Origin of the sequence: Kitasatospora sp. NPDC090091 (assembly GCF_044747365.1) — a bacterium.
Taxonomy (GTDB): Bacteria; Actinomycetota; Actinomycetes; order Streptomycetales; family Streptomycetaceae; genus Kitasatospora.
The window spans coordinates 40,637-58,290 of sequence record NZ_JBIVDY010000012.1 but is presented as its reverse complement, the minus strand read 5'-3'; the positions used below and the strand labels follow the sequence as shown (position 1 = coordinate 58,290).

19 protein-coding genes are annotated in these 17,654 nt (G+C 75.2%); 10 read left to right on the top strand and 9 right to left on the bottom strand.

Translation table 11 applies throughout. The annotated features are described in order from the left end of the window. Nucleotides 1-49 precede the first annotated feature (49 nt). Nucleotides 50-1,000, bottom strand: coding sequence for a zinc-binding alcohol dehydrogenase family protein (locus ACIPSC_RS21545; protein ID WP_400827583.1), 951 nt, complete (start codon nt 998-1,000; stop codon nt 50-52). Between the two features lie 91 nt (nt 1,001-1,091). Between ACIPSC_RS21545 and ACIPSC_RS21540 the strand changes: the two genes are divergently transcribed. From ACIPSC_RS21540 to ACIPSC_RS21525, 4 genes are all read left to right on the top strand, one after another. Further along, the gene (locus tag ACIPSC_RS21540) at nt 1,092-1,547 is read left to right on the top strand and encodes a MarR family winged helix-turn-helix transcriptional regulator (protein WP_400827582.1); all 456 of its coding nucleotides are present in this window, start codon (nt 1,092-1,094) and stop codon (nt 1,545-1,547) included. Between the two features lie 258 nt (nt 1,548-1,805). Further along, complete coding sequence (locus ACIPSC_RS21535) at nt 1,806-2,603, top strand: GNAT family N-acetyltransferase (RefSeq protein ID WP_400827581.1); 798 nt, start codon at nt 1,806-1,808, stop codon at nt 2,601-2,603. A 118-nt stretch (nt 2,604-2,721) separates the two neighbouring features. Then, on the top strand, nt 2,722-2,946 hold the full coding sequence (infA, locus tag ACIPSC_RS21530) for a translation initiation factor IF-1 (RefSeq protein ID WP_400827579.1): 225 nt from the start codon (nt 2,722-2,724) through the stop codon (nt 2,944-2,946). A 200-nt stretch (nt 2,947-3,146) separates the two neighbouring features. Next, nucleotides 3,147-4,565: an MFS transporter gene (locus tag ACIPSC_RS21525; protein ID WP_400827577.1), complete on the top strand. Its 1,419-nt coding sequence runs from the start codon at nt 3,147-3,149 to the stop codon at nt 4,563-4,565. A 25-nt stretch (nt 4,566-4,590) separates the two neighbouring features. On the opposite strand, the gene ACIPSC_RS21520 is transcribed toward ACIPSC_RS21525, so the two are convergent. From ACIPSC_RS21520 to ACIPSC_RS21500, 5 genes are all read right to left on the bottom strand, one after another. Then, nucleotides 4,591-5,268, bottom strand: a complete 678-nt coding sequence (locus tag ACIPSC_RS21520) for a lysophospholipid acyltransferase family protein (protein ID WP_400827576.1) — start codon at nt 5,266-5,268, stop codon at nt 4,591-4,593. Between the two features lie 173 nt (nt 5,269-5,441). Continuing rightward, on the bottom strand, nt 5,442-6,275 hold the full coding sequence (locus tag ACIPSC_RS21515) for a maleylpyruvate isomerase family mycothiol-dependent enzyme (protein ID WP_400827575.1): 834 nt from the start codon (nt 6,273-6,275) through the stop codon (nt 5,442-5,444). A gap of 117 nt (nt 6,276-6,392) precedes the next feature. Continuing rightward, a complete protein-coding gene (locus ACIPSC_RS21510) occupies nt 6,393-7,493 on the bottom strand; it encodes an alanine racemase (protein WP_400827574.1) in 1,101 nt (366 codons plus the stop codon). Nucleotides 7,494-7,656: 163 nt separating this feature from the next. Further along, entirely contained in the window at nt 7,657-8,022 is a 366-nt protein-coding gene (locus ACIPSC_RS21505; RefSeq protein ID WP_400827572.1) for a darcynin family protein, read from the bottom strand. After that, a complete protein-coding gene (locus ACIPSC_RS21500; RefSeq protein ID WP_400827571.1) occupies nt 8,012-8,929 on the bottom strand; it encodes an NAD(P)H-binding protein in 918 nt (305 codons plus the stop codon). Before ACIPSC_RS21500 ends, ACIPSC_RS21505 begins: the two co-directional genes overlap by 11 nt. 119 nt (nt 8,930-9,048) lie before the next feature. Here ACIPSC_RS21500 and ACIPSC_RS21495 point away from each other — a divergent pair, with 119 nt between their 5' ends. Further along, a complete protein-coding gene (locus ACIPSC_RS21495) occupies nt 9,049-10,023 on the top strand; it encodes a LysR family transcriptional regulator (protein ID WP_400827569.1) in 975 nt (324 codons plus the stop codon). Nucleotides 10,024-10,071: 48 nt separating this feature from the next. On the opposite strand, the gene ACIPSC_RS21490 is transcribed toward ACIPSC_RS21495, so the two are convergent. Next, a complete protein-coding gene (locus ACIPSC_RS21490; RefSeq protein WP_400827568.1) occupies nt 10,072-10,716 on the bottom strand; it encodes a GAP family protein in 645 nt (214 codons plus the stop codon). 212 nt (nt 10,717-10,928) lie between these two features. Continuing rightward, nucleotides 10,929-12,116, bottom strand: a complete 1,188-nt coding sequence (locus ACIPSC_RS21485) for a DUF4190 domain-containing protein (RefSeq protein ID WP_400827566.1) — start codon at nt 12,114-12,116, stop codon at nt 10,929-10,931. A 356-nt stretch (nt 12,117-12,472) separates the two neighbouring features. Here ACIPSC_RS21485 and ACIPSC_RS21480 point away from each other — a divergent pair, with 356 nt between their 5' ends. Continuing rightward, nucleotides 12,473-12,943 carry a hypothetical protein gene (locus ACIPSC_RS21480; protein WP_400827564.1) on the top strand — a complete coding sequence of 157 codons (471 nt, stop codon included), beginning with the start codon at nt 12,473-12,475 and terminating at the stop codon, nt 12,941-12,943. 238 nt (nt 12,944-13,181) lie between these two features. Continuing rightward, entirely contained in the window at nt 13,182-13,835 is a 654-nt protein-coding gene (locus tag ACIPSC_RS21475; RefSeq protein ID WP_400827563.1) for a GPP34 family phosphoprotein, read from the top strand. Nucleotides 13,836-14,295: 460 nt separating this feature from the next. Here the strand turns inward: ACIPSC_RS21475 and ACIPSC_RS21470 are convergent, their stop codons facing one another. After that, nucleotides 14,296-14,550: a LapA family protein gene (locus tag ACIPSC_RS21470; protein ID WP_400827561.1), complete on the bottom strand. Its 255-nt coding sequence runs from the start codon at nt 14,548-14,550 to the stop codon at nt 14,296-14,298. 623 nt (nt 14,551-15,173) lie between these two features. On the opposite strand from ACIPSC_RS21470, the gene ACIPSC_RS21465 reads away from it, so the two are divergent. From ACIPSC_RS21465 to ACIPSC_RS21455, 3 genes are all read left to right on the top strand, one after another. After that, nucleotides 15,174-15,677 carry a metallophosphoesterase family protein gene (locus ACIPSC_RS21465; protein ID WP_400827560.1) on the top strand — a complete coding sequence of 168 codons (504 nt, stop codon included), beginning with the start codon at nt 15,174-15,176 and terminating at the stop codon, nt 15,675-15,677. Between the two features lie 173 nt (nt 15,678-15,850). Continuing rightward, nucleotides 15,851-16,501: a hypothetical protein gene (locus ACIPSC_RS21460; protein ID WP_400827558.1), complete on the top strand. Its 651-nt coding sequence runs from the start codon at nt 15,851-15,853 to the stop codon at nt 16,499-16,501. Nucleotides 16,502-16,696: 195 nt separating this feature from the next. Next, nucleotides 16,697-17,569 carry a hypothetical protein gene (locus ACIPSC_RS21455; protein ID WP_400827557.1) on the top strand — a complete coding sequence of 291 codons (873 nt, stop codon included), beginning with the start codon at nt 16,697-16,699 and terminating at the stop codon, nt 17,567-17,569. The last annotated feature ends 85 nt before the right edge of the window (nt 17,570-17,654 follow it).

Sequence of the window (17,654 nt, the reverse complement as noted above, 5' to 3'; positions counted from 1 at the left end):
GGCGGGCGCGGCCGGCCGGGCGCGGCACGGGGGGCGCCGCTGCTCGGCGCTACTGGACGCGGACGATGCTCTTCCCCGCCGTGGCGCCGCTCGCCAGGTCCGCGATCGCGGACTCCACGTCGGCGAGCCCGTGTTCGGCGGTGATGTCGATGAGCACCGAGCCGTCGGCCACCAGGGCCAGGGCGCGGGCGGCGCCGGCGGCCAGCCGGGCCGGGTCGGTGCGGCTCAGCAGGCTGCTGTTGTACGTCAGCAGCGACTGCCCGTTCATCAGCAGGTCGTTGGCCGAGACGGCGACCGGCGCGAAGGAGGCGATGTTGCCGTAGACGGCGAGCCGGCCGTGCGGGGCCAGCAGCGCCAGGTTGGCGCTGCGGGTGGCGCCGCCGACGGGGTCGAGGATCACGTCGAACGTCTCGTCGCCGAGGGCCTCGGGGAAGCGGTCGCGGGTCAGGACCTCGTGGAAGCCGAATCGGCGGGCGTAGTCGGCGCGGCCCGCGCTGCCGGCGACGCCCACGATGCGACGGGCCCCGGCCGCGGCGGCGAACTGCGCCGCCAGGGTGCCGACCGCGCCGGACGCCGCGTGGATCAGCACGCTCTCCCCCGGCCCGAGACGGGTGACGGTGTGGATCAGGTCGTGGGCGGTCGGGGCGGTCCACCCGAAGCCGGCCGCGGTGCGCGCGTCGACGTCCGGGGCGGGGACGGCCAGGGCGGCCGGCGCGAGCACGACCTCGGCGTAGGCTCCGCCGGTGACGAGCGCGAGGACCTGCTCGCCGATGCGGCCCCCGTCCACGCCGTCGCCGACCGCGACGATCCGGCCCGCGGCCTCGAAGCCGGGCACGAACGGCCGCGGGACGGGGAAGTGCCCGTCGCGCACCAGCACGTCGCCCCACTGGACACCCGCGTAGGCGACCCGGACGGCCACCTCGCCGGGGCCCGGGAGCGGCTCGTCGGCGGTGGCGGTGAGGCGGAAACGGTCGTCGGTACCCAGGACAACGGCCTTCATCGAGTTTCAACCTTCTGTGCTGACTCAGTAACCTGATACTGCTGGACGCTATCCAGTCTCACGTAATTGAGTCAAGTAAGGGAGCTGAGACATGGCCGAGGTGCCCGTCGAGGAGTACCTGTGCACCCGCATCCGTCGCGCCGAACAGGCGCTGATGGCCCATCACGAGGCGGTGCTGCGCGGCTTCGGGCTGACCATGACCCAGTACACGGTGCTCCTCGCCCTCTCCCGCGAGGACGGCCGCTCCGGCGCCCAACTCGCCCGCGCCTGCGGCGTCTCGCAGCAGAGCATGGCGACCGTCCTGAACGGCATGCAGACCAAGGGGCTCATCGACCGCACGGCCTCCGCGGCCCACGCCAAGGTCATGATCGCCACCCTCACCGACACCGGCCACGACCTGCTCGACCGGGCCTACCAGGAGGTCATCGTGCTGGAACGCGCCCTCACCGACCGCTTCGACGCGGACGAACACCGCCGGTTCTGCGAGTTCCTGGACCGTGCCACCGCCACCCTGGTCCAGCAGACACCCACCACCCCGGCACGCTGACGCGCCCGGGCACGCTCCACGACCGGACGGCCGTGCGGTCGGGCGCGTCCTCGGCCGCGGCGGAAAGCCGGCACGGAAATTGGGTTGGGCACTCGGGACAAGGCTGGTAGCGTCCTCGAAGCCGTGAAGGAACGCGAGGAGGTGAGACCCATGAAGGCTGTATGCGGGTGGGTGCTCCCCCTTGTCGTCACGGCGGGCGACTGACACAGGTGTCGCCGGGAGCGCCTTGACATGAGGCTCTCCTGAAAGGTGACACCGATGAATTCTGTGCAATCCGATGAGCGAACCGGCGACCGGTCGGTCGCAGTGGTGCGGGTCGCGGACACGCAGTGGCACGCCGTGGAGGACGACCGGGTGGTCGGCCGCGGCGATGCCTCGCACCGGCCCGACGGGCGGCTGTTCGTGAGCGTCGACGCGTGGCACGGCCCGGTCTTCGACCGCATCGCCGCCGCGCTGGTCGCGGACCTGCCGGCCCCCCTGTACACGGTGGTCGACGAGGCGGACGAGGAGTCGACCACGGCCTGGCAGCGGGCCGGCTTCACGATCGGACGCCGCGAGTGGGGCTGCCTGGTGCCCACCGATCCCGAGGTCACCGGGCTCGGACCGGTGCGTCCCCCCGCGGGTGTGACCATCGTCCCCGCCGGCGAGGCGGAGGAGGCTCCGCTGCGGGCCCTGGACCGCGTCGTCCGCGCGGAGGTCGAGGCCGGTGCGGGCTGGCGGACGATGCCGGCCGAGGTGCTGCCCAGGCCGGCGTGGTCCACCATGGCCGACCCGTCGAAGTACGCGGTGGCGCGGGAGGCCGACCGGTACGTGGGTCTGGTCCGGGTGGCGCCGCTGACCCGGCAGCCGCGGATCGGGCTGATCGCCGTCCGGGCCGACCGGCAGCGCCGGGGCATCGCCCGCGCCCTGCTGGCCCACGCGCTGGGCTCACTGCACCACAGCGGGACGGCATCGGCCTGGACCGAGATCGACGAGGCCAACCCGGCGGCCATCGCCCTGTTCGAGGGCATCGGCGCCCGGCGCGCGGGCGCCACCCTGGAGCTCGTCCGCCGCTGACGCCGCGCCGCGCGCCGAGGAGCGGGCCGGCCCCGTGCCGGCCCGGCTCCCCGTTTCCCACCGACATCCCCACCCACCCCACCTACCGCACCGTCACCCGACGGAGAAGTGAGACGACATGACGAAAACAGCAGGGGGCATCGAAGTCGAGGGCACCGTCGTCGAGTGCCTGCGCAATGCCACCTTCCGGGTGGAGCTCCAGAACGGGCACACCGTCCTGGCCCACATCAGCGGGAAGATCCGCAAGAACTACATCAAGATCCTTCCGTACGACCGGGTCCTCGTCGAGGTCAGCCCCTACGACCTCACCCGCGGCCGGATCCGCTACCGCTACCGGTCATGACGCGACACCCGGGCGCCCGGCGACCCCCGGTGCCCGTGGTGTCCGATGGCCCGTCCGGTGCCCGGCGGGCCTGACACGGACGCCACGGGCGCCGGATGTCCGGATCAAGGTGTTTCGTTGGACCGGAACACCGGAGCACCGGACACCGGAACACCGGAGCTCCGGAACGTCCGGGCCGTACGGGCACGAGGAGTCGGACCATGGCGGACACGGGACGGGCCCGCAGGGGTGCGGCGGCGGGGGCGCCGTGGAGCGGGTGGCGCTCCCGGGCGCCGCTGCTGGCGGTGTGCGCCGGGTACTTCATGGTGATCCTCGATGTCACGATCATCAACGTGGCCGTGCCGGCGGTGGGCCGTGACCTGGGGGCGTCGCTGACGGGCATCCAGTGGATCACCGACGGCTACACCCTGGCCTTCGCCGGCCTGCTGCTGACGGGCGGCGCCCTGGGCGACCGGTTGGGCAACCGGCGGGTCTTCTGCTGGGGCGTGGCCGTGTTCACGGCGGCGTCGGCCGCGTGCGCGGCCGCGCAGAGCACCGCGTTCCTGGTCGCCGCCCGCCTGGTGGAGGGGGTCGGCGCGGCACTGATCGTGCCCGGCTCGCTGGCCCTGCTCCAGCAGGCCTACCCCGCGCCGGACGCCCGGTCGCGGGCGTTCGGCCTGTGGGGCGCCATGGCCGGGATCGCGGCCTCCGCCGGTCCGCTGCTCGGCGGGCTGCTGGTCTCGACCGTGGGCTGGCGCTGGGTGTTCCTCGTCAACCTGCCCGTGGGCGCGGTCTGTCTGGTGCTCACGCTGCGCTGGGTGGCGGCCTCCCCCCGGCACCGGGACCGGGCGCTGGACTGGCCGGCGCAGTGCGCCGTGGTGGCCGCCGTGGCCCTGCTGACCGCCACGCTCAACGAGGCCGGCCGGCGCGGCTGGACGGACCCGGCCGTCCTCGCCGGCGCGGGCCTGGCGGTGGCGGCCGCGGCGGCCTTCGCGCTGCGCGAGCACCTGGCCCGCAGCCCCGTCCTGCCCCTGCGCCTGCTGCGCTCGCGCGCGCTGAGCGGCGGCGCCGTCATCGGGCTGCTGTTCAACTTCGCCTTCTACGGCATGGTGTTCACCGCCAGCCTGTACTTCCAGCACCAGCGCGGCTACAGCGCCCTGGCCACCGGGGCGGCCCTGTTCCCGGCGGTGGCGATGACCATGTTCGCCTCGGCGCTGTCCGGGCGGCTGGCCCGGCGCACCGGCGACCGTCCGCTCGTGATCGGCGGCATGCTCCTGGCGGCCCTCGGCCTGGCCGGCTGGGCCGCCGCCGGGCCCGACCCCGCCTACCCGCTGCTGATCGGCCCGATGATGGCCGCCGGGTTCGGCACCTCGTTCGCCCTGACCGGCTCCACCACCACCGTGATGACCGCCGTTCCGGGCGGCTACGCCGGGACGGCGTCCGCCCTGTTCAACACCACCCGCCAGGTCGGCAGCGCCGCCGCGGTCGCCCTGGGCGGCACCCTGCTCGCCACGGCCGCGAACTACGGCACGGGCCTGCGCACCAGCATGGCGATCGGGGCCGGCGCCTATCTGCTGGCCGCGGCACTGGCGGCCGGCTGCGTCCCGGCCCGCCCCGCGCCGGCGCGCACCGGGAGCTGAGGGGACGACGCCGCGCGGCCGTTCGTCAGGCCGGACGCGCGGCCCCGGCGGGGTGGGGGGCGCCGTGCAGGCGCTGTTCGGCGGTGCGCCAGGCCGCGGTGACGGCGCGGTGGGCGGCGGCCGTCGCCTCGGTGATGTCGCCCTCCAGGTGGAGCGGGGCGCCGAGGTGGACGTGCAGGGCGGGGCGGCGCAGCGGGGCGGTGGCGAGTCCGGCGAGCTGTTTGGCGGCGTTGCCCGAGGTCAGGCGGCGGGCGCCGCACTGGCCGAGCGGCACCACGGGGGCGGCGCCGGCCGCGGCGAGGCGGGCCAGGCCGGTGCGGAAGGCGGCGGGCTGGGTGTCGCGGGAGTCGCGGCGCTTGGGCAGGCCGCCCTCGCCGTAGATGAGGACGACGCGGCCGGCCGCGAGTGCCGTCGCGGCCGCGTCGAGGGCGGTGGCGGCCCGGGCCGTGCCGCGGTGGACGGGGATGTGGCCGCCGGCCCGCAGGACGTTGCCGAGGACGGGTGTCCGCCAGAGTCCGGCGGTCGCCATCACCACCGGCTCGGTGCCCAGGCGGTGGAGTGCGGCCAGGACGACGGCCGGGTCGGCGAGCGAGCTGTGGTTGGCCGCGACGATGCTGCCCGGGGCGATCGGTCCCGCGGTCTCGGAGGTGACGGTCAGGCGGCCGAGGGCGGGCACCAGTGCGCTGGCGATCCGGCTGAGCATGAGTGTTCGTTCCTTCGTGGGCCTTCGGCGGGGTGGTGGTGTCATCCTCGCGGAGGGCCGGTGCCGGGCGCCTGAGTAGTGGTACTCATTCCGGGCCGGGTACGGGCGGGCGGCGGTTCGGGCCGGGCCGGGCCGGGCCGGGCCGGGGTACGGCTACGGCCCGGGCCGGGTGTTCAGGGGGCGGTGAACAGGCCGGGGAAGGCCGGGGCCAGCCAGGGGCGGCGGCCCCAGGCGAGGACCTTGCCGCGGGTGAGGGCGTCGACGGCGGTGTAGCGGCCCAGGGCGATGAGGAGGAACGCCACCGGTTCGGTGAGGATCGTGCAGTCCGGGCGGCGCGGCGGCTCGGGGCTCACCACGGCGGTGCCGTCCGTGAAGGTCACCGCGAATCCGTCCAGGCCGCGTACCCGCAGCCGGTAGCAGGCGTTGTGGCCGGCCGTGGCGCGGGGGTCGGTCACCCGGGGCATGGCGGTGCGCAGGAACGGCATGGTCAGTTCGACGCGGTGGCGGTCGATCGGGTGCGGCCGGCGCAGGGCGACGGCGATGTCGTAGAGGTGGCCGAGCATGTGGGTCAGCAGGTAGGCGCCGAGGGTGTCCAGGTCCATCGGGCCGAGCGGGGTGTGCACCGGTTCGGTGCCGGCGCGCGGGGCGGCTGCGGCCGTGAACCGCCCGGCCTGCCGGGCGATCTCCTCGGCGAGGACGGCCGGGTCCCGCTGCGGCCGTTCGGCCAGTGCGGCGGCGTTCGCCGCGGCCAGCGAGGCGGGGGTGCCGTCCCCGTAGGGGCGTTCCTCGCCGGCGGCCAGGTCGGCCATCAGCTCGTTGGCCATCGCCAGGTGGGCGGCGGCCTCGGCGACCGTCCACTCGGCGCCGGGTATCGGGGTGTCGCCGCGGCAGCCGGCGAGCAGGGCGACGGCCTCGTCACCGACCGCGGTGACCGCCTCGAAGAGCGCGGTGCGCGCGGCACCGGGGCGGCCGTGCTGAGGGAGCGGGAGGGTCATGGTGGAGAACACTGGCCGACTCCTGCACCGCTGTCCATAGTGACGCAGTCACGCTGTCCGGAGTGACGCAGTCGCCTGCCGGCGGGCAGGGCGACTGCGTCCTCGCGCGGTGCTTCCGGGGGCCTGCTGTCAGGAGTTGCGGCCGCGGGCGGCGACGGGCCAGCGGGTCACCAGTTCGCCGCCGTTGACGACGGCGACGTCGTCGACGAGGTTGACGGCGATGCAGACGTGGTTGGGGATGACGCGCAGGCGCTCGCCGAGGGCGGGCAGGTCGCTGTCGTCGGGCCAGGTGACGGTGGAGTGGTGTTCGGACAGTGCCGTGATGCGGGCTTCGGGGTGGTCCATGAGCCGGCCGAAGCCGGTCGCCCAGGCGGGACGGTCGCTGCCGAGGATCTTGCTGCCCGCGTCCAGGACGATCCGGCGGGGTACGGTGTCGTCGCCCTCGTGCCGGCTGACGACGGTCGCGGCGACCGTCAGTGCGATGTCCGCCGTGGTGCAGCGTCCGAGTTCGAGCTGCTGGGCGTCGCCGAACACGTAGACGCCCGGCCGTACTTCGGTGGTCGCCGAGGTGCCGGTCAGTTCTGCGGTGGGGGTGGATCCGCCGCTCACCCGGGTGGCTTCGAAGCCTGCGGCGGTGAGCAGTTCGGCGGCCTGTGCGAGGGCCTGCTGTTCCTGTTCGGCCGCTGTGGCGGGCATGCCGGGGGCGTAGCCGTGGCCGGGGAAGGTGAACACTCCTGCGACGTGCAGGCCGGCGCGGGCCGCCGCCCGGGCCACCGCGACGGCCTGGTCCGGGCGGACGCCGCTGCGGTGGTGGCCGCTGTCGATCTCCACCATGACCTCGATGTCGCCGGCCGTCTTCCCGAGGTGGCGGCCCGCCGTCTCGGCGGCTTCGGCGGAGTCCGTTCCGATGGTGATCCTTGCCCGGGTGGTGAGCTGCTGCAGCCGCTCCGCCTGCCGGGGTCCGATCCACAGCGGGTAGGCGATGAAGAGGTCGGTGGTGCCGTGGTCGGCGAAGACCTCGGCCTCCCCGATGGTCGCGACCGTCAGCCCGACGGCCCCCGCGGCGAGCTGGCGGGCGGCGATCTCCGGCATCTTGTGGGTCTTGGCGTGGGGGCGCAGCCGCAGGCCCTTGTCCCGGAGGGTTGTGGCCATGCGCTCGATGTTCCGTTCGAGCACGTCCAGTTCGACCATGATGTCGGGGGTGTCGATCTCCACCGGGATTGCGTTCATTGTTTCCCTTGCTCGCGTCGTCGTACCGGACGTGTTCTCGTTCCACGAGGATAGGTTCGGGCGACTCGTGCGGGGCGACGGTGTCGGGTTCGGGCTCCGGGCAGCCGGCCGGCCGGTGCTTCCGCGGGGGCGGGGGCGGCACCGGCCGGCCGGGGAGGGGGTTTCAGGTGGCGATGGTGGCCAGCGGTTCCAGGCCGTAGGTGCGGGCGTAGCCGTTCTCGGTGCCCACGAGCAGGTCCACGACGTCGAAGTAGCGGTCCCAGAAGGGGGTTTCGCGCAGCGCGTCGATCAGCAGCCGGTAGGCGTCGTGGTCGTCGGCCTCCCAGACCCAGACGTCGGTGACCCGCGCCGAGTAGAACTCCGTGTCGTAGAAGCGGGAGCGGACGCCGCGGGTGCGGGCCTCGATCACCGGGACGACGTGGGTGGTGAAGGCCTCGACGCGTTCGGCCACGGTCATCGCCAGCCACTCGGGCGTGGTCTTGACCAGCATGAACGCGGTGACCGGCGCCCCGGTGGGGTCAGTGGACATCGGCTGCCTCCGGTGCGGCGAGGACGGCGGGCTTGAGGGTCCGGGCGCACCACTGCGCGAATCCGGTGGCCGGGCCCGCCTGCGGCGAGCGTGCGACGCCCGCGTCCAGGCCCTGGTCCTTGGCGCGCTTCATGTCGATGACGCCCTCGACGAACGCCTCGTGGAGGCCGTGGCCGAGCAGGGCGGAGCGCAGTTCGTCGAGCGGCCGGCGCCGGTAGTGGACCGGGCGGCCCAGCTCCTCGGTCATGATGCGGGCCAGGTCGTCGGGCGACAGGTCCTGCGGGCCGAGCACCGGAACGTCGCCGGCGCCGGTCCAGGAGCGGTCCAGCAGCAGGGCGGCCGCCGTCGCGGCGATGTCGGCGACGGCCACCAGCGGGGCCGGGCGGTCGGCGGCGACGGTGTCGGTGAAGACGCCGTTCTCGCGGATCGAGCCGGCCTCCTCCAGCAGGTTCTCGTAGAAGGACGGGCAGGCCAGGGCGCGGTAGGCGACGCCGGAGCCGGCGATCAGGTCGTCCATGGCCAGGGAGGCGGTGACCAGGCCGGCGCGGGCGGCCTGCGGGGTGCCGCGGCCGAGCGCCGAGACGCCGACGACATGGCCGACGCCGTGGGCGGCGAGCGCCCGCGCGGCCGGGCGGGTGAAGCCGCTCCACACCTCCTCGGGCGCGGCCGAGGCGTCCGGCGGGACCAGCCAGAAGACGGCGTCGGCCCCGGCGAAGGCGCGTTCGACGGTCGCGGCGTCACCGTGCGAGCCGGTGACCACCTCGACCCGTCCGCGCACCGCCTCGGGGAGCCGGGCGGGATCGCGGACCACGACGCGCAGCTCCTCTCCGTGTGCGGGGGCGGCCTCGACCAGCAGCGACAGCAGCTGTCGGCCGATGTTCCCGGTGGGGGCGGTAATGACGATCATGAAAACCTCGTGGTCTGTCTGTGTCGGATCGGTACGGCCCCCTCATCGTGCGGATCCGCATCGCATTGCCACAATGGGAACTTCAGCATCCAATCATTGCCTGAAACGGAATCATGCCGGTGAGCAGCCACGATCCGAAGCCCGGCGCCGATCTCGGTGCCAATCTCGGTGCCAATCTCGACGCCAATCTCGCCGTCGCCCTCGACGCTCTGCTGACCGAACAGAGCGTCACCCGGGCCGCCGCGCGGCTGCGCACCTCCCCCGCGGCGATGAGCCGCACCCTGGCCCGGCTGCGCCGGGTGCTCCAGGACCCGCTGCTGGTGCGGGCGGGGCAGGCGATGGTGCCCACGCCCCGCGCCGAGGCGCTGCGGGACGAGGCCGCCGCGGTGGTGCGCCGGCTGGAGGCGCTGCTCACCCCGAGCGGCGGGGTCGACCCCGCCGCGCTGCGGCGCACCTTCACCGTCCAGGCCTCGGACGTGGTCGGCGCGGCGCTGGCGCCGGGCCTGCTCGCCCTGGCCCGGCGCCGGGCGCCGGGCGTCTCGCTGCGGGTGCTGGCCGAGGAGTGGGAGGCGGGCCCGGCACTGCGCGAGGGCCGGGTCGACCTGGAGATCGGGTCCATCGACCACGTCGACCCGGAGACCCGGGTCGAGGAGCTGGTCACGCTGCGGATGGCGGCCGCCGTCCGGGCCGGGCACCCGCTCGCCGAAGGAACCCTGACGCCCGCCCGGCTGGCCGCGGCCGAGCACGTGGCGGTCAGCCGCCGGGGACGCTTCACCGGCCCGCTGGACGCGGCCCTGGCCGAGCAGGGGCTCAGCCGGCGGGTCGGCGCCGTCCTGCCCGGGCACCTGGCGGCGATGGCGCTGGCCGCGGTCGGCGACGCGGTCTGCCTGGTACCGACCGCACTGCCGGGCGAGCCCCCGTCGCCGCTGAGCGACGCGGCGCGCACGCTGGGGCTGCACCTGCTGGAGATCCCGCTGCCGCTGCCGCCGCTGACGATCAGCATGGCCTGGCACCCGCGCCACACCGCCGACGGGGCCCACCGGTGGCTGCGCGGTGCCGTGCGCCGGGTGCTCCGCCCGGCCCGGGAGGGGTAGCCCGCGGAGCGGGCGGGGGGTCGTCCGGGCGGCCTGCGCCACGGGGCGTCAGGCGACGAGCTGGTAGATGCTCGTGGCGGTCAGGCAGAGTCCGGCCAGCAGGGAGAGGGTGATGACCAGCTGGTCCTGGTGGTCCGAGAGCCAGGTCCGCAGGGCGTTCAGCCGGGCCTGCGCCGCTGCGGGCGCCCAGACGGTGTAGAGCTCCATGACCAGGAGGCTGAGGGTGGCCAGCAGGCAGTAGCCGGTCAGGGCCAGCCAGTCGGAGAGGGTGGAGAGGTCGGCGTCGACGACCGCGGCGGCGCCGGCGCCGACCAGGGCCCACGGCTGGAGCAGCCAGGCGAGGCCGGCCGCGGTGACGAGCGAGGCATTGTCGACGCGGCCCGCCCAGCTCGGCGGCCGGGGCGGGCGCGGCGGCCGCCGGCGCCGGTACTCCCCGTACAGCACCAGGCCGACGCCGATCGCCAGCTTGGCGGCGACCGCGGCGGTCGAGGGCGCACTGTGGTGGGCGGGCGGCGTCCCGCCGGTCAGCAGCACCACACAGGCGACCACCGTGACCAGGTTCGCCAGCCACGACAGCAGGAACGCCAGGCCCTTGCGGACACCGCGCCGCGAGGACAGCAGCAGGATGAAGGCGCTGTTGTGCAGCGGCCCGAGGGTGATGGCCGTCCCGATGACGACCAGGTCGAGGACCATCGGCTCAGCCGCTCCCGGGGGTCGGGGCCGCCCGGCGCCCCCGGGACAGGCGTTCCGGGCGGGCATGCCCGGCAGGCACACGAGGTGCTGGCGCCCGCGCGCCGCAGTCCGACTCTGCGGCCCCCGCCCCGGCAGGTCAAGCAGGCCACGCCGACGGGGAGCCGCCGCCGGGGGGGCCCCGGGCGCGGGCTGGGCGGCGGGGCGGCCCCGGGTCAGCTGCGAGCCGGGCCGGACCAGGTGACGACCTTGCGCTCCTGCCTGGTCCCGTAGGTGAACTCGACGGAGAACCGGTCGCCCGCGCTGTTCGGTATGGCGTACGCGGACAGCATGGTGGCCTGCTCGCCGGGAGGCAGGGAGCCGGGGAGGAACTTCGTCCGTCCGCTTCCGTCGATCAGTGAGAAGAGGAGGTTGCCCTTGGCGTCCTTGACGAAGGGCGACCCCGACCCGTAGAGCGAGAGCTCCGTCGAGCCGGTGTTGACGACGGTGATCTTCACCTGAATGATCGTGGCGTCCTTGGGGACCTCGAACACGGTCCGGCCCGGAACGTACGGCTCCGGCTCGGCCATCGTGACCTTCAGCCCGTCCCCGTACGTGTAGGACTGACCGAACGACAGGCGCCGGGCCCGCTCGTCCGCGGCCGCCTTCTCCCGCTCGGCCTCGATCCGCTCCCGCTCCTTCGCCGCCCGCTCCTTGGCGGCCTGCAGCGCGGCCTCGGCGCGGACGCGCTCGGCGTCCAGCTGCGCCTGCCGCTCCTCGTTGGCGGCCCGCCGCTCGTCGTTGACCGCCTTCACCTGCGCCACGACGAACACCCCGGCACCAACGGAGAGCAGCAGACCGGTGACGCCCAGGATCACCCCCGTGAGCGCCATCGCCCGGTTGGTCGCCACGCCCTTGCGCACGTGGCCCAGCCCGATGGCGCCGAAGATCACGGCGAGCAGGGCCGGCAGCCAGGACAGCCAGAACAAGATGACGGCCAGGCTCAGGACGGCACCGACGATCCCGAGCACCATGGCTGCGATGCCCAGGCCGTTGCGGGGCGGCGGCGCCGGCATCGCATACGGCGGCCAGTACGGCACCCCCGGGGCCCCGGCCGGGACAGGGGCCGGGGCGCCGGCCGGGACAGGGGCCGGGGCAGGGGTCTCGCCCGGGCCCCCGGCCGGGGCCGGGGCAGGGACGGGCGCGGGGGCCTCGCCCCGGCCCTCGACGCCCTGATCCTCCACACCCTGGCCCTCGGCACCCTGGCCCCCGGCACCCTGGCCCCCGGCACCCTGGCCCTCGGCACCCTGGCCCCCGGCCCGGCCCTGGTCCTCGTCCCGGACCCGGCCCGGCGGTGCCCACGGGTCGGCGTCGGCCGGCCCCTTCGCAGGCTGCGGGCTGTCGGGCGGGGCGGAAGTGGTCATACGGAAATCCTTCGAGCACGTGGAAAGCGATGAGTGGCCGTTCAGCCGCGACGCCGACGTATGTTCTGGTCCCCCGGCGGCGGCGACCCGATGTCCGCGAGGCGGTCCGCGGCCGGGCCGAACCCGCACGTCACCCCCTGGGGACGGGACACCGACAGGGGTCGGCGGGTGATCAACATACAGGTACCCGGGAACGCCCCCTACCCCCGTGCCGACCCCGCGGCCGTCCCACCCGGGGGCGGGAAGCATCCGGCCGATCGCCCCTCACACGAAACCAACGGGGTGTCGGCAGCCGGTGGTTCACCCGGCCGCCGCGAAGCCGCGGGCTGTCGGTGGGCGGAACTACGCTCTGCGGCATGTCGGATACCGAGGTCGCGTCCCACCGTGCCGCTGTCGATCGCCTGTTGGCCGCCCCGTTCGCCGAGCGGGAGGACCGGGAGGGCGAGGAGTGGAGCGGCCCGGGCTTCCGGCTGGCCGCGTTGACGGAGTCCCAGGACTTCTGGGAGGTCCACGACCCGGACGTGGTCGACGCCGCCGAGCGGAGGATCGAGGCTGCCCTCGACGCCCTCGCGGCCGCGCTCACCACCGCGTGGGGCGGCACCCCGACCACCGTCGAGCTCTGGCCCTACCGCGAGTGCGACCTGCCGGACCCCGCCGCGCCGGGCCCACTCGGGTTCCTGGCCGGCGTCGCCTCCGAGCTGCGGGTCTGGCAGCCCTCCGCCGACCGGTGGCTTGGCCTGACCGTGGGCCAGTCCGACCCCGCGCTGCCGTTCCGGCTGCTGGCCATGGTCGGCGCCGGAACCCTCCCGGAGCCGCCGTCCGTCTGACACGAGGCGTTCGCGCTACGCCGCTGCCGCCCTGGTCAGGCACGGGAAGGCCGTCACCGCGGGTGGCGGCCCCCGGCGTCCCGGTGTCCCGGGTCGTGCACGGGGTGCCCGCCGGCCGGGCCGGCCGGGGTGGTCACGGCGCGTTCCGGGCGGCCGGCCGGGGTGCATCCGGAGGTGGAGGGCGGTCCCGTTCTCCGGGCTGATGGCGGGTGGGGAGGGGCGCCGTATCGTCGGTCCCATGAGCCGAGGACTGCATCTGGCCGCCTACCTGCTGGCCTTCGACACCCGGGCCCAGTCCCTGCAGGACCGCACCCGCGCCGGCTTCCTGCTGCGCGCCGCCGCCCTGGCCGAGCTCGCCCACCGCGGCGCCGTCGCCGAGGACGGGGCGGGCCGGGTGCAGATCGTCTCCGCCGCCCGCACCGGTGACGTCGTCCTGGACGCGGTGCTCGGCGAGGTGGGCAGCCGGCCGCGCACCTGGAAGTCGTGGATCAGGCGCAACCGTGACGACACCCTGGAGGCCGTCGAGGAGGAGCTCGCGGTGCTCGGCGTGGTGACCATGGCGGACCGCGACCCCTACGGCCCGGTCGTGCCGCAGCGGACGGTGGCGATGGACGATCCGCGCGAGGCCCTGGACCTCCAGGTGCGGGTGGCCGAGCTGGTCCGCGGCAGCGTCCCGGTGGCCGAGGTGCCGTACGCCGACGCGGTGCTCGCGGCACTGGCCGCCCACGGGCACCTGCGGCTGGTGCTCTCCCGGCAGGACCGCAGGGCCCATGCCGGGCGGATCACCGCGCTCACCGACCGCCTCGCCCGCGACGCCCCGGGCCTGGCCCGGGCGGTGAACGGGCTGAACCTGACCATGGTCGCCGCCCAGGGCGGGATGGGCGGCGGCTGACCGGCCCGGGCGACCCGGCCGGGCCCTGGAGCGTCCTCGGGGCCGACGTCGGTGGGAGCGGTCACGGCCGGCCCCCGGTCCGGCAGGCGGGTTCGTGCCAGGTGGTGCGGACGACCTTTCCGCCCGGGGAGATGTGCTCGCTGGACCAGGTCCGGCAGCAGCCGCTGCCCGGGCGCACCGGCGCCGGTGGCCGGTGACCCGGCGCGGTGGTCGCGGTGGTCGCGGTGCCGGCGGGCGGGGCGGGGCGGGGCCGGCGGCGCGGTCGGCGCCCGGCGGGGGGAGACGTCGTCACGCTGCGGTCCCTGCCCGCCCGGCTCCGGCGGCCAACCCTCCCTCACCCGAACGGAGCAACCGGACGGGGCCGCCGAGCAGGACGCCGGGCGGGCCTGCCCGGCGGGGCTGCCCGGCGGGGCCGGAGCGGTGGGGCCGGCGCGGTGGCCCCCTCATCCGCCGACGGGTGTCACCTCGCCGACCGCCGCCGCGCCAGCAGCCAGCCGATGGCCGCGCCGACGACGAGCGTGACGGCCAGCACCACCCACAGCGGCAGCGTGACGCTCGCGACCCAGAGCTGGATCTCCACGGAGTCGGTGTTGACCCCGATGAACCAGACGGCCAGGATGCCGAGGACCGCGATCCCGATGGTGCGGATCCGGACGTCCCGGCCACGGATCGTGAGCTTGGAATGGCGATCCGCGGACGTGGTCTTGTCTGTCATGCCTCCAGTCTCCGCTTGTCGGGCGCACCCCGCCTTCGCCGTCGCCCGGACGACGCCCCGGGGGGAACGCGGGAGGAAGAGGCGACCGGCCCTCGTCCGGGCAGGCCAAAGGGCGCATGCCCCAGCGCACGCCTGAGCGCGATGTGGGTCAGCCAGGCCGTCCCGAAGGTGAACGGCGCCGCCGTGTTGTCGGAGGGACCCGGAATGGCGGAGCAGACCACCATGACGGCGAGCGGGACCCACACCCGCAGCAGGGCGTGCCGGGCCGCTGCGGAGCCCGGCGCGAGGCCGGCGAGGAAGGGGACGAGGAGCCCGACCACTGCGGCCGGGACGGTGAGACCGGTGTGCTTCGCCGCCTCGAACACCGTCCAGGCGAGCAGGACGAGACCGAGCCCTCCCCAGGCCGAACGCACAGGCCAGGAAGCCGATTTCGTCGCGCCACCGGCGCCGGACCACCTCACGGGCCCCCTCCTGACGGTCGAACACCCACAATCACCGATCACCCGCCAGCAGTATGCGGCGCCGCAGCGGGCTCGGGACAGCCCGATGCTCCGGGGACCTCGCCGGGGGCCGCTGCGGGGCGGGGTCGTTACCCCCGGGCCGGCCCGGTCGTTCCCACCGCGATGCGACTTCTGCTGACCTCGGACACCCACGTCCCCACCCGGGCACGCTCGCTGCCCGCACTGCTGCTCGACGCCGTCGACGACGCCGACGTCGTGTTCCACGCCGGCGACTGGGTCGACACCGCCACGCTCGACCTGCTCCAGGCCCGGTCCCGGCGCCTGGTCGCCGTCCACGGCAACAACGACGGGGCCGCGCTGCGGGAGCGGCTGCCCGAGATCGCCCGCGTGGACCTCCAGGGCGTCCGCTTCGCGGTCGTCCACGAGACCGGGCCCGCCCGGGACCGCGAGCAGCGGTGCGAGGCACGGTTCCCCGACACGGACGTCCTGGTCTTCGGGCACAGCCACATCCCGTGGGACAGCCGCACCCCGGGCGGCCTGCGGCTGCTCAATCCGGGCTCGCCGACCGACCGGCGCCGCCAGCCCTTCGCCACCTACCTGACCGCCCGCCTGGACGACGGGCACCTCACCGATGTGCAGCTCCACCGCCTGCCGCCCCGCCGCTGACCCACCCGCCCTCCGGCGGCACGCGGGCGACGGCCGGCGGGCGACGGCCGGCGCGGCTGGGTCTTTCGGGTGGCGCGCGGGCATGTCGGCCGCGGCCTTTGCTTGGCGTGTCCACGCCCTCGACATCCTGTGGTTCCGGTCCCGGATGTTCGTAAGCGGAGGGAAGCAGCGTCATGAGGAGATTCGCGCACAGGCTGGCGGCGTTCGGGGCGGTGGCGGCGGCCGTCGCGGTGCCCGCGCTCCCCGCGCCGCAGGCGCAGGCGCAGACGGGGATCCGGCAGTTCCAGCCGGCGGAGCTCGGCATCCGGTTCGACCCCGACGGCGATCCCGGCCAGTGCGGCGGGCGGACGGGCGACCAGTGGATCGCGGAGGGGACGTGGAGCGACGTCATCCGCTTCGACACCGACGGGCGTCCGGGCGGCTGCCGGCTGGCGTTCGGCATCCACGACCCCGATCTCGACCTGGACGGCGTCTCCCTCACCTACGCCCTCCAGGCCACCGGCGGCGGGGACCCGGCGCAGTGCGGCAACCAGGGCACCTACACCATGCCGATCCGCAGCGACGCCCGGACCTTCGGCCCCGCCGTGCGGATCGACACCGACAACCGGCCGGGCGGCTGCGACCTCACCCTCGCCGTGCCGAGGATCGGGCAGACGTACGTCGCGCTCGACGTCCAGTACGACCCGGACGGCAACCCCGCCCAGTGCCGGAACACCGGGTACCACTGGGCGGAGACCGACCGCGGGCCGGTGACGGTCGGCATCGACACCGACGACCGCCCCGGCGGGTGCCGGCTCCGACTCCGGCTCAGGATCGGATTCTGACCGCGGGAGCAGCGGGTCGCCGGGCGGGCGGCGTCCGGGCCCGGGGCGGTCACCGGGTGTGACGCCCGGCCGCCCCGGCCGGCCCCGTGGGCAGGGCCTCTGGACTGCGACGGCCCGGGCGGCCGTGCGACGGTGTGAGGGCAGCGCAGGGCCGGCCCGAGCCGGCCCACGCGGCATCCGGGACGGAGGCGGGCGATGACGACGAGCGGGCCGGGCCGGCCGAACGGGCCCAGCGGGCAGGAGCCGCCGGTGCCGGGGCGGCACCGGGGCGGCCGGCACACCGGCAGCCCGCTGACGTTCGTCGACCACGTGCGCCCGGACGGCGTCGTGGTGCGGTGGGAGTCGCGGCGCCACCGCAAGCACCAGCAACCCGCCACCGGGTCGACGTGGTGGGCGCCCACCGCCCGCGGCTGGTGGATCGCGGTGCTGTTCGCCGTCGGGTCGCTGCTGTTCGCCCTCGGATCGGTGCCCGGCTACACCGACGCGGTCGGGGAACGGTGGGACACCGTCACCTACTTCGTCGGGTCGCTGTTCTTCACCGCGGCGTCGTTCCTGTGCTACCGCGAGGCGGTCGACGCCGGCCCACCGGCGCAGAACCCCGCGCACCGGCGGTTCTTCGTCCTCCAGCCACGGCGGATCGACTGGTGGGCCACCGGGGTCCAGCTGGTGGGCACCGTGTACTTCAACGTCAGCACCGGTGTCGCCATGGCGGACAACCTGTCCGCGGCCACCGCCCACCGGCACATCTGGCGGCCCGACGCGATCGGCTCGGTCTGCTTCCTCGTCTCCAGCCTCCTCGCCTGGTACGAGACCTGCCACGCCTGGACCGCCTGGCGGCCGGCGTCCTGGGCCTGGTGGATCGCGCTGGCCAACCTCGTCGGGTCCGTCGCCTTCGGCGTCTCCGCCGTCGCCGGGTACATCGACCCGGTCACCGGCCAGGTCCTCAACACCACCGGGGCGAACGCCACGACCCTGATCGGCGCGGTCTGCTTCCTCGTCGGCGCCGTCCTGCTGCTCCCCGAACGCACCGAGGAGACCCGCGCCCGGGGGGTGGTCCGGGCTCCATAGGGCCTGTGGCCGGCCCGGGAGCCGGAGCCCGAGGTCCGCGGTGGTGACGTCGGAGGTGATCGTTAGGCTGCCCGGATCGCGCAGA

What these genes read in the sequence shown, in the direction of transcription:
- ACIPSC_RS21500 (WP_400827571.1), bottom strand. Translation starts at nt 8,929, where the DNA reads ATGATCGTCATTACCGCCCCCACCGGGAACATCGGCCGACAGCTGCTG.
- ACIPSC_RS21545 (WP_400827583.1), bottom strand. Translation starts at nt 1,000, where the DNA reads ATGAAGGCCGTTGTCCTGGGTACCGACGACCGTTTCCGCCTCACCGCC.
- ACIPSC_RS21485 (WP_400827566.1), bottom strand. Translation starts at nt 12,116, where the DNA reads ATGACCACTTCCGCCCCGCCCGACAGCCCGCAGCCTGCGAAGGGGCCG.
- ACIPSC_RS21465 (WP_400827560.1), top strand. Translation starts at nt 15,174, where the DNA reads ATGCGACTTCTGCTGACCTCGGACACCCACGTCCCCACCCGGGCACGC.
- ACIPSC_RS21540 (WP_400827582.1), top strand. Translation starts at nt 1,092, where the DNA reads ATGGCCGAGGTGCCCGTCGAGGAGTACCTGTGCACCCGCATCCGTCGC.
- ACIPSC_RS21505 (WP_400827572.1), bottom strand. Translation starts at nt 8,022, where the DNA reads ATGTCCACTGACCCCACCGGGGCGCCGGTCACCGCGTTCATGCTGGTC.
- ACIPSC_RS21480 (WP_400827564.1), top strand. Translation starts at nt 12,473, where the DNA reads ATGTCGGATACCGAGGTCGCGTCCCACCGTGCCGCTGTCGATCGCCTG.
- ACIPSC_RS21535 (WP_400827581.1), top strand. Translation starts at nt 1,806, where the DNA reads ATGAATTCTGTGCAATCCGATGAGCGAACCGGCGACCGGTCGGTCGCA.
- infA (WP_400827579.1), top strand. Translation starts at nt 2,722, where the DNA reads ATGACGAAAACAGCAGGGGGCATCGAAGTCGAGGGCACCGTCGTCGAG.
- ACIPSC_RS21525 (WP_400827577.1), top strand. Translation starts at nt 3,147, where the DNA reads ATGGCGGACACGGGACGGGCCCGCAGGGGTGCGGCGGCGGGGGCGCCG.
- ACIPSC_RS21460 (WP_400827558.1), top strand. Translation starts at nt 15,851, where the DNA reads ATGAGGAGATTCGCGCACAGGCTGGCGGCGTTCGGGGCGGTGGCGGCG.
- ACIPSC_RS21475 (WP_400827563.1), top strand. Translation starts at nt 13,182, where the DNA reads ATGAGCCGAGGACTGCATCTGGCCGCCTACCTGCTGGCCTTCGACACC.
- ACIPSC_RS21470 (WP_400827561.1), bottom strand. Translation starts at nt 14,550, where the DNA reads ATGACAGACAAGACCACGTCCGCGGATCGCCATTCCAAGCTCACGATC.
- ACIPSC_RS21455 (WP_400827557.1), top strand. Translation starts at nt 16,697, where the DNA reads ATGACGACGAGCGGGCCGGGCCGGCCGAACGGGCCCAGCGGGCAGGAG.
- ACIPSC_RS21490 (WP_400827568.1), bottom strand. Translation starts at nt 10,716, where the DNA reads ATGGTCCTCGACCTGGTCGTCATCGGGACGGCCATCACCCTCGGGCCG.
- ACIPSC_RS21520 (WP_400827576.1), bottom strand. Translation starts at nt 5,268, where the DNA reads ATGCTCAGCCGGATCGCCAGCGCACTGGTGCCCGCCCTCGGCCGCCTG.
- ACIPSC_RS21510 (WP_400827574.1), bottom strand. Translation starts at nt 7,493, where the DNA reads ATGAACGCAATCCCGGTGGAGATCGACACCCCCGACATCATGGTCGAA.